This window comes from Sphingobacterium sp. G1-14, from assembly GCF_002196555.1.
Lineage (GTDB): Bacteria > Bacteroidota > Bacteroidia > Sphingobacteriales > Sphingobacteriaceae > Sphingobacterium > Sphingobacterium siyangense.
Genome location: NZ_CP021381.1, coordinates 6,203,637 through 6,217,507 on the forward strand (window position 1 = coordinate 6,203,637; position 13,871 = coordinate 6,217,507).

At 38.5% G+C, this 13,871-nt stretch carries 10 protein-coding genes; 9 read left to right on the plus strand and 1 reads right to left on the minus strand.

Translation table 11 applies throughout. The features are described from left to right. Positions 1–5: 5 nt before the first annotated feature. Positions 6–1,043, plus strand: a complete 1,038-nt coding sequence (locus CBM24_RS26565) for a hypothetical protein (protein WP_088163336.1) — start codon at positions 6–8, stop codon at positions 1,041–1,043. Then, complete coding sequence (locus CBM24_RS26570; RefSeq protein ID WP_198386005.1) at positions 1,003–3,456, plus strand: hypothetical protein; 2,454 nt, start codon at positions 1,003–1,005, stop codon at positions 3,454–3,456. Before CBM24_RS26565 ends, CBM24_RS26570 begins: the two co-directional genes overlap by 41 nt. Positions 3,457–3,545: 89 nt before the next feature. Here CBM24_RS26570 and rsgA read toward each other — a convergent pair whose 3' ends face one another. After that, positions 3,546–4,466: a ribosome small subunit-dependent GTPase A gene (gene rsgA, locus CBM24_RS26575; RefSeq protein WP_075994557.1), complete on the minus strand. Its 921-nt coding sequence runs from the start codon at positions 4,464–4,466 to the stop codon at positions 3,546–3,548. A 106-nt stretch (positions 4,467–4,572) separates the two neighbouring features. Here rsgA and polA point away from each other — a divergent pair, with 106 nt between their 5' ends. From polA to CBM24_RS26610, 7 genes are all read left to right on the plus strand, one after another. Continuing rightward, complete coding sequence (gene polA / locus CBM24_RS26580; protein ID WP_088163338.1) at positions 4,573–7,374, plus strand: DNA polymerase I; 2,802 nt, start codon at positions 4,573–4,575, stop codon at positions 7,372–7,374. A gap of 4 nt (positions 7,375–7,378) precedes the next feature. Further along, entirely contained in the window at positions 7,379–8,509 is a 1,131-nt protein-coding gene (locus CBM24_RS26585) for a toxin-antitoxin system YwqK family antitoxin (RefSeq protein WP_088163339.1), read from the plus strand. 24 nt (positions 8,510–8,533) lie between these two features. Then, complete coding sequence (locus CBM24_RS26590; protein ID WP_088163340.1) at positions 8,534–9,187, plus strand: phosphatidylserine decarboxylase family protein; 654 nt, start codon at positions 8,534–8,536, stop codon at positions 9,185–9,187. Positions 9,188–9,250: 63 nt separating this feature from the next. Further along, positions 9,251–10,288 carry a sensor histidine kinase gene (locus CBM24_RS26595; protein ID WP_075990338.1) on the plus strand — a complete coding sequence of 346 codons (1,038 nt, stop codon included), beginning with the start codon at positions 9,251–9,253 and terminating at the stop codon, positions 10,286–10,288. 90 nt (positions 10,289–10,378) lie between these two features. Continuing rightward, entirely contained in the window at positions 10,379–11,026 is a 648-nt protein-coding gene (locus CBM24_RS26600) for a DUF47 domain-containing protein (RefSeq protein ID WP_046671637.1), read from the plus strand. Between the two features lie 36 nt (positions 11,027–11,062). Then, entirely contained in the window at positions 11,063–12,073 is a 1,011-nt protein-coding gene (locus CBM24_RS26605) for an inorganic phosphate transporter (RefSeq protein WP_046671636.1), read from the plus strand. Positions 12,074–12,313: 240 nt separating this feature from the next. Continuing rightward, a complete protein-coding gene (locus CBM24_RS26610; protein ID WP_088163341.1) occupies positions 12,314–13,705 on the plus strand; it encodes an OmpA family protein in 1,392 nt (463 codons plus the stop codon). The last annotated feature ends 166 nt before the right edge of the window (positions 13,706–13,871 follow it).

Genomic DNA, 13,871 nt, shown 5'->3' on the forward strand with positions numbered 1-13,871 from the left:
TGAATATGCTGCGTAAAACACAACTATTTTTATTTCTTGTACCGCTCTCTCTACTTTTTTTAAGTTCCTGCACCAAAACAAAGCATGAAACAGGCTTCTATTTTTGGAAGACAGTATTCCAGTTAGACACCGTAGAAAGCCGCTCTTTAAAGGAAATTGACGCGAAATCTATCTATGTCCGCATCATGGATATTGATTTCGATCCATCTGGTGTACAAGCCGTCCCTATTAGCCCCATTACATTTTCGCAGCCTGTCCCCAAAGAACAGCAGTTGATTCCTGTAGTATTTGTCAACCAACGTATTTTTGTGGAAATGGATAGCCTGCAGATCAGAGGACTGGCAAATAAAATTGTTCCGTTTGTGACGGCTAAAATACAACAAGCAGGAAAGGAAAAATTTACCGAACTCCAACTGGACTGCGATTGGACAAAGACATCCCGTGATAAATTTTTCTACCTGCTCACCTATTTACAACAATTGCCGGCCTTAAAAGATGTTGTCGTGAGCTCTACTCTGCGGCTACACCAGGTCAAAAACACAGTCACCAGCGGAATTCCGCCTGTGAAAAAAGCGATGTTAATGTGTTACAACATGGGAAATCTCAGACAATTTGGCAATCAAAACTCCATTTTAAATCAACAGGACCTCAAGACCTACCTAAGCGGAACATTACGCAACTATCCCATGGAAATGGATATTGCATTACCGCTATTTCAGTGGTTTGTCGTTTTCAGAAATAATAATTACATCGGTATTTCAAAACATATCAATGAAGAAGATCTCAAAAACTCGTCATTGTTTACCCATAACCCCAATACGAACCTCTATATTTTAACGAAAGATCTCCCAAAAGCAAACCTTAAAAAGGGAGATGTTATACGTTTTGAATCCATAAATCAGGAGGAACTCTTACAAACGGCAAAATTTTTGAAGGGAGAGCTGAAAGGAAAAGAACACCGGATTATTTTTTATCATTTAGATCAAGCTACACTAGCAAACCATGGCAATGCCGAATTACAAAAAATTATTGCTACTTTCTAGCACTACATTAACTTTCTTTTTTGGGGAGATTGCAACCAATATCGCCTGTGGTCCTGAAGTGGATCCTTACGACAATCAAACGACATATTATCTCCCCAATCTGGAGGACAATGGATTTTCTGCCTTTCAATTTATCCCCTACCAATTTCTTTATACGGAAGAAGCTCCAGTCAAAGAAAGTTTAATCAATGCCGAAACCTGGGCTAAACACTTAGGTTCGCAGGTCAAGGTTAAGGATATCGAACAATTGATGTACAATAGCAACGATGCAACCGCTAATTTAGCGAGCAATCAGCAAAAGTCGGCTTGGACAAACCTTCCCGATTCCATTAGAGGAAATACGTTCCTAAGCACGTTGATTGACGGAAAACATGAAGCTGAACGCGCGTATTTTATGTTCACCAAAAAGCAGGAACTTATCACGAATATTCAACATAACTATTGGGATCCGGATACCCGAAATTTCAAAGAAATTACACAATTTGCTGAGCTCGCCGAACAGCAGATCTCCAAGTACCCCAAAAATAGCTTTCTCTATATCCGTTATGCTTATCAAGCCGCCCGTTTATATCTATTTGGACAGGAATACGCTAAGAGCATGACGATCTATGAAAAGTACCTGCAATCCGCTAAGGGAGATGAAGCCATCCTCAATTGGGCACTATCCAACTACGCTGGCGCTGTCCGCAAAAATGGCGATGCAGCAAGGGCAGCTTATCTCTTTTCTAAATTATTCACTGCCAGTCCAGAAAGGCGCATCCTCGCTTATGCTAATTTCCATTATATCACAGCCAGTGATGCTGAGATATTTCAATATGCAAAAAATGATGCAGATCGGTTCAATATCAATGCTATCATAGGCTTTGGCACAAGTGACTATGCACTGAAATATCTGAGCGACTGCTATCAGCTCGATCCTGCCAACACCGTAAATGCCGTACTATTGGGACGCGAAGTCAATAAGATAGAAACAGAAATGAACGAGTCTTTTTACCTCAGTAGCGATAATTATAATTACTACAGTAAAAATGACGATAAAGGAAAGGTTAAACTACATCTGGATTCTCTTCGCAATTTTGCCCTAAAACTTTATCGCGACAAAAAATATGTTCAACCCCAATTGGGCCTTATTACTGCTGCCTACCTAAGCTGGATGAATAAGGAAAATACGTTAGCAAAAGAATACCTTTCCGAAATAAAAGATACTGACCTCAGTCCAAAATTGATTGATCAGCTTCAAATTACCCGATTACTTACGCAATTAACTGACTGGCAAAGCAGTAAACAACTAGATGAAGTTCAATTGACCAAAACGCTATCTTGGTTAGAAGAAAAAGCAAAACTTGATGGTAAAGAAGATATCCGCAAGCAAAATTGGGGATATAGTGCTTTCGAATATAGCAACTATAGCTTAATCTGCCGGAATATCCTACAAAATCTTGTCGTAAAACATTATTTGAATACACAAGATACCGCCATGGCTAGTTTAGCTGCTGTAAAGGCGGATGCCTTTTACAACTATGGCTTTGTGAAAGACTCGCTGGAAGATAATATGCAGTGGACAACAATGCACTTCTGGGAAAATAGCCTTACACCTAAAACGCTGTTAAAAATAAGAAATTTACTGTCGGATAATTCCCAACAGAATACCCTATCTAAATTCTTATTGAAGGATATCAAACATTTCAATAAAGATTATCTCACGGAATTACTGGGTACAACCTACCTGCGCGAGCTGGATTTCCAAAAAGCAGCAAAAACTTTAGCGGGACTTCCTAAAGACCATAAAATAAAAGAAATTAAAAACTGGTACGATGCGGATGATAGCGATATTACACCGAATCCATTTATTGTAACGATAAATGATTACCCCAAAAAATATGGTAAAGAATCCACCACTAAGCTAAAATATGCTGAACGCATGGCACGCTTGGAAAATGCCATAAAAACGGAAAAGAACAACCAGAAAAAAGCCGAGTATTATTTCCAAATGGCCACAGGTATCTATCAGACAAGTACCTATGGAAATGCTTGGTCCCTGGTGTCCTATGACTGGTCGTCCACAGACAACCACGCAGCTTCAACACTTCACTGGCAACGAAATTATCTACAGACAAAATCAGCAAAAGAATGGTACAGCAAAGCGCGTACGCTGAGCACAGACAAAGAGTTCAAAGCGAAATGTACCTTTATGCTTGCCAAATGTGAGCAGAAAGATTTTGTCTATACCAATGAATCGCGTTGGCAATACTATGATTCGCCATTAAAGAATCCTTTCTATCGTTTTTCGATGCAAAATAAATACTTCAAAGAATTGAGCACACAATATAAGGATACGCCTTTCTTTACAATCGCTTCGCGGGAGTGTACTTATCTCCGTGATTTTTTAAATTTAACACAAGCGATACATTAAGGGCTTCATCCTACCGCGCTTTACAAAAAATAGCGCCTTCTTGATGTAAGAAGACGCTATTTTTTTATAAAGATTAAGATTTATATAGATTAAGATCTACTATCCTCATTATGATATATACTGAGGTAGCTATCGTAGCGCGAACTCTCAATAGAGCCTTCTTCCACAGCCTCCATAATGACACAACCGGGTTCATTGATATGCCGGCAATTATGAAATCGACATTGATTCATCAACGCGCGCATTTCTGGAAAAAAATGGGATAGCTCCTGTTTTTCTATATCGACAATTCCCAACTCACGAATACCAGGCGTATCAATTAGCTTCCCTCCAAAAGGGAGATCGAACATTTCAGCAAAAGTAGTTGTATGCTTTCCTTTGTCGGACCAATCGGAGATTTCACCAGTTTTCAACCCATATTCAGGGACGATTGCATTAATTAACGTTGATTTACCAACCCCGGAATGGCCTGATACCAAGGTTATTTTATCTTTAAGCAGTTGCTTGACAACGTCGATATTTGTACCTGTTAACGCAGAAACTTCGAAACAGGGGTAACCAATATGTTCATAAATAGCTTTATAGTCGGCCAATATCTCCAATCCTTCATCACTAAAAAGATCCAATTTATTGAAAATAATTACCGCAGGAATTCCGTATGCCTCTGTTGTTACTAGAAAGCGATCGATAAAACCCAAAGAAGTTGGTGGCGAGGCAAGTGTCACCACTAAAAAAGCCTGATCCAGGTTTGCTCCGATAATTTGAGTTTGCTTGGACAGATTGACGGATTTTCGAATAATATAATTTCGACGAGGTTCCAGTTCGTGAATGACCGCACTTTCCTGATCAGGTTCCACATCAAAATGTACCCAATCACCCACAGCAACAGGATTAGTCGTTTTTATTCCTTTGGTTCGAAACTTTCCTTTGATACGACAGTCGTATCTTTTATCATCTTCACCCAAAACTTGATACCAACTACCTGTCGATTTAGTTACCAGTCCTCTCATAAATCCTGTTGCATTAAATGTGTCATAGTACAAAAATCGGAAAAATTTATTAAACTTACCCTTTGATGAATTTCTTACCTTTGTAAGGAGACTAAAATTCAATTTTGTGAAAAAACTATTTCTTTTAGACGGAATGGCTCTCATATATAGAGCTTATTTTGCTTTGAGCAAAACTCCTCGAATTACCTCAACAGGGTTAAATACAGGAGCAATCATGGGATTTACCAATACATTATTGGATGTATTGAAAAATCAGCAACCTTCCCACATAGCAGTAGTGTTCGACACAGCGGCACCTACCGCTCGACATATTGAATTTGAAGCTTATAAAGCACATCGGGAGAAAATGCCAGAGGACCTTGCTGCCTCTATCCCCTATATAAATCGGTTAATCGAGGGCTTCAATATCCCGATTATCACAATGGATGGATACGAAGCCGATGATATTATCGGAACACTTGCAAAAAAGGCCGAGAAACAGGACTTTCAAATCTATTGCATGACACCCGATAAAGATTTTGGGCAACTTGTGTCTGAAAATATCTTTATCTACAAACCTGCCCGCATGGGTAATGGAGCAGAAGTACAAGGTGTCAAAGAGATTCTCGAAAAATGGGAGATTTCTGATGTTTGCCAGGTCATCGATATCCTCGGTCTTTGGGGCGATGCCGTGGACAATATCCCTGGTATACCTGGTATTGGAGAGAAAACAGCGAAAAAACTTGTTCAGGAATACGGATCTGTCGAAGGCATTATCGCTAACGCGGACCAACTCAAAGGAAAAATGCGCGAAAACGTGGAGAATTTTGCAGAACAAGGGCTCATCTCCAAAAAATTAGCCACTATTTTATTGGATGTACCAATAGAACTCGATGAAAAATCGCTAGAACTGGAAGATCCAAACAAAGAAATCCTTGAACCGCTATTTGCTGAATTAGAATTTCGAACACTTGGAAAACGAGTTTTCGGCGAAGATTTCTCCGTCCTTGACAAGAGCAGCCCTACAAATGGACAAATGGATCTATTTTCGACAACAACAACGACAATTACCACGACCGAAATTGTTACCGAAGTTAGCGTCGAAAATGCAGCAATAAATAACATCCATAATACAGCACATGAGTATGTTTTGGTTGATACAAACGAAAAACAAGTAGCGCTCGCTCAACAGCTTGCTTCTTTGGATAGTTTTTGTTTTGACACAGAAACAACAGGATTAGATGCAAACCTTGCGGACATTGTTGGGTTATCATTTTCTTTTGAGAACGCAAAAGCATATTATGTCCCAACACCTGCCGATCGTGATAGCGCTCAGGCTATAGTCGATATTTTCAAGGGTGCTTTAGAAAACCCAAACATTGAAAAAATAGGACAAAACATCAAGTACGATATTTTATTATTAGCACGCTATGGTGTAAAAGTACAAGGCACCCTTTTTGACACCATGCTTGCACATTATCTGATTGATCCAGATACCCGTCACGGAATGGATGTCCTCGCAGAAAATTACCTAAATTACAGCCCGGTATCAATCACCGAACTTATCGGTGAAAAGGGAAAGAAGCAAGGGAATATGCGCGACGTTGAAGTCGAAAAAATAAAAGAATATGCCGCTGAAGATGCAGACATTACCCTACAGCTAAAAAATATATTTCAACCTCTTCTTGTCGAGACCAACACCATGCAGCTCGCTCAGGATGTGGAATTCCCATTAGTATATATACTCGCCGAAATTGAACGAAACGGTGTAAAAATTGATGTTCCGGCACTTGAAGAATTTTCAAAAACACTGGAGCAGGACATTAAAAATCTCGAGGAAGCTATCTTTGAGAAAGCAGGAGTAAATTTCAATATTGCATCCCCTAAACAATTGGGTGAAGTCTTATTCGATAAACTGCAACTGGATCCTAAAGCTAAAAAAACAAAAACGGGACAATATAAAACAGGTGAAGATGTGTTATTAGCTTTGGCCCATAAATCCGATATCGTCCAAGATATTTTAAACTTTAGGCAAATGCAAAAACTCAAATCAACCTATGTTGATGCACTACCTGAGTTGATAAACCCCGAAACAGGGCTCATTCATACGTCTTACAATCAAGCGGTTGCCGCAACAGGCCGTCTGAGCTCAACGAATCCGAACTTGCAGAATATCCCGATCCGTACCGAACGGGGGAGAGAAGTCAGAAAAGCCTTTATCCCAAGATCTGAAGACAATGTGATCCTCTCTGCCGATTATTCGCAGATTGAACTTCGCCTAATTGCAGAGCTAAGTAAAGATCAAAATATGATGGAAGCGTTTAGCCAAGGTCATGATATCCACAGAGCAACAGCCGCGAAAGTATACAATATGGATTTTGATGCTGTTACTTCTGAACAACGTCGCAACGCGAAAGCAGTTAACTTCGGCATTATATATGGTCAGTCGGCATTTGGCCTTTCTCAAAATCTTGGCATATCACGTAAAGAAGCATCCGATATCATCAATGAATATTTTAACCAATATACAGGGATAAAAAAATACATGAGTGATGCCGTCGAGTTTGCAAAGGAGAATGGTTACGTTGAAACAATTTTAAAACGGAGACGTTATCTGAGAGATATCAATTCCGCAAACATGACCGTCCGCGGATTCGCAGAAAGAAACGCTATCAACGCTCCGATCCAAGGATCAGCAGCAGATTTAATCAAACTTGCCATGATCGCCATTCAAAAGGAAATTGAGCAGCGAGGTTTATCCGGAAAAATGATCATGCAGGTGCATGATGAATTGGTTTTTGACGTACCTAAAGACGAGATAGCGGTATTCAAAAAAATTATTTTGGATAAAATGTCCAATGCTATAAAAACAAGTGTTCCTTTGATCGTAGAAATTGGAGAAGGCAAAAATTGGCTAGAAGCACATTAAAGTTATGATTAGAAAACTCATCCATATCTTATTATTATTGTGTGTCTGTAGCTTTACAAAGCTACATGCACAAGATGACAAACCTGTATTCTATGAAAAACTAGACCAGGGATTGATTCGCTTTTATTTTGACAAATATTATTATTTAGTTTCAAAAGAATGTGAGTTTAAAACGATCGAACGTGTGAGCAAATTTGATTTTGCAAAGCAAGTTTTTGATGGAGAGTTCCGCGATTTTGCGCCAAATGGATCGAGAATACTCATTGGTGCCTATAAAGATGGTAGAAAAGAAGGCTTATTCCAAGCCTTTCATCCGAATGGAGTGCTAAAATGGGAGGTAAATTTTCAAAACAACCATCCAACCGGTGACTGGAAATATTACTACCCGGATGGAAAACCCTTATTAACCATTGCCTATAATGAGCAAGGTTATTTTATCAAAGATTACTGGGACAACAGAGGCAAACAAGAGGTGATAGACGGCGAAGGCAACTATGAATTTTCTATTCCTTTTGAAGGTTTTACGGAGTTCGGTTTTGATTTCTACCTACGCAAAGGGAAGGTAAAAAACGGTAGACCGCAGGGAAATTGGAATACATATTTCTACAATGTAGGTCAGCAAGCAGTTTACGCCATGACGCAACGCTTTGCAAATGGTGTACTCACAACGACCTATGACGACAATGGAGATCTAAATAATGAGGATTTCATGTCGCTAAGTATCCTCCCTTACGACTATTTTATACGAGCGGAACTATTTAACGGTAAGTCCTGCAGCTTTGATGATTATTCCAATTTTTATGCATTCCTAACCAAACGTTTTAACGACAATCTCAATAAAACCGGGCTAGACATCACCAAACAGGTTAACTTTTCTTACTTAGTGGAAGTAAAGAAAAGCGGAATGGCTAATCTAAAAAGCCTCAAGTTAATATCAGATTCCGGCGACGAGCCTTTCGATGGCATTTTGAGCCGTATTGCGAGAAGTGTTGACTTCTATTTCCCTACATATAAAGACAATCAGCCTCAAGACGACCTTATCAGAGTATCTGGCGGAATCACACAGGGCAATGACGGAAAAATCTATACCCATTCAATTAAAATCGAAAGACAAATAGACAATTCGAGTAAATAATTATCTTTGCAGAAATAAATAGATATGAAATTTCATAAAGAAGGATATACCACATTAGCGATCGCTGTACTTTTTATCTTCATCATCAATGCCGTTGCGGATTATTATGACGCTCCGCAATACACTAAATGGTTTATTTATGCGCTCTCAGCATTCCTATTCATTACAGTTGTTCAGTTTTTCAGAAGTCCCAAAAAAGTGGTTAACCCGCAGGATGGCGTGATTCTTTGTCCAGCCGATGGAAAAGTTGTTGTTATCGAAGAAACTGAGGAAAATGAGTATTTCCATGATAAGCGGATACAGGTGTCGATATTTATGTCTCCTGTCAATGTGCATGTCAACAGAAACCCAATCAGTGGTTTAGTCACGTTCTTTAAATACCATCCTGGCAAATTTCTAGTGGCTTGGCACCCCAAATCATCTACCGATAACGAAAGAACAACAGTCGTTGTCAAAGATAAGGCTGGACGGGAAGTTCTTTTCCGCCAGATTGCAGGAGCATTAGCGCGCCGCATTGTATGGTATGTAAAAGAAAAAGACGAAGTCGTGCAAGGCAATGAGTTTGGTTTTATCAAATTCGGCTCCCGCGTAGATTTGTTTCTTCCTTTAGGGACTGAAATCAATGTTAACATTGGTGATAAGGTTACTGGAGCAAAAACGATTATCGGAAAATTTTAACAATTTATTAATATCATTATAAGTAACTTAGGCTCCAAATCAGGGGCCTTTTTTATTCTGCAAATGAATTTTAGACAATTACTATTGGCAAACTCCGCAACTGTCGGTATTGCAATATCCACGATCAGCTTTTATTATAAACATGACCTACAGACAGCGTTGATCATTTTCTTTGTTGCTGTGGTAACGAGTTTCCTCCTATTTAACTATCTATTTGAAAAATACATATATCGTAGACTCAATACGATGTATAAATTAATTCATAACCTTAAACTCGGCAAGGATCTTAAGGATGCTATCGGAGAACATGTCAGTGAGGATCCGATTACGGATGCTGAAAACGAAGTCAAAGCATGGGCAAAAGATAAAAAAAACGAGATAGAGCAGTTAAAATCACAAGAAAAATTCCGCAGAGAATTTTTATCCAACATTTCTCATGAATTCAAAACGCCATTATTTGCTACCCAAGGTTACATTGAAACCCTGCAAGATGGCCTTATGGAAGAAGATATGGAAATGGCCAAGAACTTCTTAGATAAGGCTGCCCGGAATCTGGACAGGCTAAATTACCTGATTCAGGATCTTGATGAGATATCCAAACTGGAATCTGGAAAAATGGTCCTGAATATAGAGAAATTCGATATCGTTGATCTTATTAAAGATACCACCTACTCTCTTGAGGACAAAGCTAAACAGCACAATATCAAAATAGAATTCAAGCCAAAAGCGGGCACACCACATTGGGTTAAAGCAGACCGCAATAAAATCCACCAGGTATTATACAATTTGATTGACAATTCCCTGAAATATGGAAAAGAGGGCGGAACAACGAAAATTAAGATCTTTCCGCTGTTTGAACAGGTTCTTATCGAGATTACAGACGACGGTTATGGCATCGAAGAAAAAAATCTCAGCCGTGTATTCGAGCGCTTTTTCCGAACTGATAAGAGTCGATCACGCGATATCGGAGGATCAGGATTAGGATTGGCTATCGTAAAGCATATTGTCGAAGCACATCAGCAAAACGTCAATGTTCGTAGTACAGAAGGCATTGGGACAACATTTGGCTTTACTTTACAAAAAGTTCAGTCAGGAAATTAAACAATTGATGACACTTTTGTGTTTAAACAAAATCAATGTTAACATTAACTTAACATTAAGGTATTATTTTTGCAAAAATAAATTTAAGATATGTCTTTAAATAGCATTTTTCAATACTTCGTTCCAAAGGATAAAAAATTCTTCCCTTTGTTTGAACAAGCCGGCAACAACTTGATCGAGATGTCAAAGTTGTTAAAAGATATTGTTAACTCAAGCAACCCTGAAAAGAAAAAGGAATTAACACGCAAAGTGGAAGATTTGGAACATAGAGGCGACAACATTACGCATCAAATTCATTTGGAGCTGGGAAAGAACTTTATCACTCCTTTTGACCGCGAAGATATACACTCTTTGGCAAGTTCATTGGACGATGTCGCAGATTTTATACACGGTGCCGCCAATAGAATGGACCTTTACAAGGTTGAAAAGGCCACTGAGCCAATGATTGAAATTGCTGATTTATTGGTTGAAGCTACCGAACATGTATCAAAAGCTATTCATGAGCTTAGAGATTTGAAAAATATCCGGAATATTACGGATTCATGTGTTCGCATCAATAGCGTAGAAAACAAAGCTGATTATATCTTCGATAAAGCTGTAGCTGACCTTTTTGAATTTGAGAAAGATGCAATTTCATTAATTAAACACAAAGAAGTGTTATCTGCAATGGAAGATGCAACCGATAAATGTGAGGATGTTGCTAACGTATTAGAAAGCATTCTAGTTAAAAACGCATAATCATTCGATTTAAGTGCACAAAAATTCTACGAGATTATGATGTCAACATTACTCGTTGTTGTGATTGTCCTTGCGATTGCCTTTGACTACATCAATGGATTCCATGATGCTGCCAATTCTATTGCGACAGTTGTATCAACAAAAGTTTTAACGCCAGCAATGGCTGTCTTATGGGCTGCGATATTCAACTTTGCAGCTTACTTCTACTTTACAGATCATAAAGTAGCCAATACCATTGCAAAAACAGTATTGGAAGAATACATTACCTTAGAAGTTATTTTTGCAGGATTACTTGCAGCAATTGGTTGGAACTTATTTACATGGTACTATGGCGTACCATCAAGTTCATCCCATACACTTATTGGAGGTTTTGCAGGATCAGGTATGGCTTACGCTTTCATCCTTGGCGCAGATCCTATTCACGCTATCAATATTGATGCTACTTTAAAGATTATTGCATTTATCGTACTTGCCCCTATCATAGGTATGACGATATCGGTTATCATCACATTGATTGTAATCAATCTGGCGAAAAACTCCCGTCCAAGTGTTGCCGAAAAATGGTTCAAGATATTGCAACTTGTTTCTTCGGCGGCTTTGAGCTTTGCACATGGAGGTAATGATGCACAGAAAGTGATGGGAATTATCCTTGTCGCTATGGTAGCTGGTGGTTATGTCCCAACGACTGAACACATGCCAGAATGGATTCCATTGACTTGTTACGCAGCAATCGCTGCCGGAACAATGAGCGGTGGATGGAAAATTGTAAAAACGATGGGAACCAAGATTACAAAAGTAACACCCTTGGAAGGTGTTTGTGCTGAATCTGCGGGAGCTGTCACCTTGGGCATCACAGAACATTTTGGAATACCAGCCTCAACAACGCATACCATTACAGGTGCAATCATCGGTGTTGGTGTTGTCAAACGTGTTTCAGCAGTACGTTGGGGGGTAACAATCAGCTTGTTATGGGCTTGGATATTGACAATTCCGGTTTCAGCTTTGTTGGGCGCATTGTCGTTATTGGTCGTACATTATTTGCTTTAGAAAAAAATACTTAATTTTTTTCTTAAACCTATTGAAACAAAACAAAAATTTGGTACTTTCGTATCGGATTTTTGTTTTGTTGTTTCACATTAAATACTTAATTTAGTACAAAATATAGCAAAAACAAAATTTTAACATAATTTTAAGACTTTGGCACGGCAATTGTACTGTTCCATAGTGTTAATACAATAATTAAGTTTGAAAACAATTAAAATTAATAATAACCTTAAAAACAAGAGTATGAACTATTCTACAATTAAAAAAACAGCTGTTGCTGCTACATTAGTTGCCGCTTTAGGTTTCGCTGGTACAGCACAAGCTCAACAAGTATTCGGTGGTAGATCACAATACAGAACTTGGTCTATCGGAGTTCAAGGTGGTATCACTACACCTAATACAATCCTTCCAGGATCAAATGCTTTTGGACAAAAAGTTGGTTACTTCCAAAATAAAGTAGGTGAGTACTATGGTTTAACAGTACGTAAACAATTTTCTCACTTATTTGGATTAGAATTAGAAGCAAACCGTGGTAAGATTAAAACTTACAATAAGGCTCTTGACGGATTTAACGGACTTGAAGCTAATTCTGGTGCAAACCGCGATGGTTCCGCTAGATCAGCACAAACTGATGTAAACTGGGCTGCTAGCTTAAATGGTGTATTCCAACTGGGTACAATTGATTTCTTAAGAAGAGAAAATGCAGTTAATTTCTATGCAAAAGTAGGTTTAGGAGTTTTAGCAAACAATCCAGTTCAATTTGCGAACGAAGATTTTACTAACGAAGTTTATAACAACAAAGGTAAATGGGGTTCCGAAATTTTTGGCGATCGTGAAAGAACAGGGGACCGCGACAATAAGTTGACAGCTTTTGTTCCTGTAGGTGTTGGTGCTAAATTCAAATTATCTGAAGTTGTTGCGTTGAACTTAGGTTATACAATGAACTTCACTGATGACAACTTATTATATGGACCAGCTCGTACTGATTACAAAGGTAAATTCTCTACAGTTATGGCAGGTTTAGAATTCACTTTAGGTTCGAAAGACAAACAAAACTTGACTTTTGCTAACCCAGTTGCTACATTGTACGATGAATTGAAAGATCCTTCATTGAGAAACGAAGTTGAAGCATTGAAACAACGTGTAAGCACTTTAGAAGGTACTGTTAACACATTAAGCGCTGACGCTGATGGTGACGGTGTATCTGATAAATTTGACAAATGTCCTGGTACTCCAGCTGGTACTCCAGTAGATGGTTCAGGATGTCCAATCAAATTCCCAGAGCCAGTTGTTGAAACTGTAGCTTCTAACGGATACTACGCTCCAATTCAATTCGAATTTGATAGCTCAGTATTGAAAACTTCATCTTACTCTACATTAGACAAATTGGCTAAGGAGTTACGTGATAACAATTCAGCTGTACAATTAGATGGTTATGCATCTGCAGAAGGTTCTGATGCTTATAACATGACTTTATCTAAAGACCGTGCTAACTCTGTAAAACAATATTTAGTAAATGCTGGTGTTTCTTCATCAAGCATCACAGCTAAAGGTTATGGAGAGAAAAACCCAGTTGCATCTAATGCTACTGAAGAAGGTCGCGTTCAAAACCGTCGTGTTGAGATCAAAAAATAATCGTATATAACTTATACATTATAATAAGAGCCGGCTTTAAAGCCGGCTCTTTTATTTTACACGTATTTATCCTTAACTTTGTGGAGGATATCCGATTTGTGGAAAATTAGTTCGAACAAATTAGATAAGAAATTAGTATTTTGAATTAAGGAACAGAATACTGGTT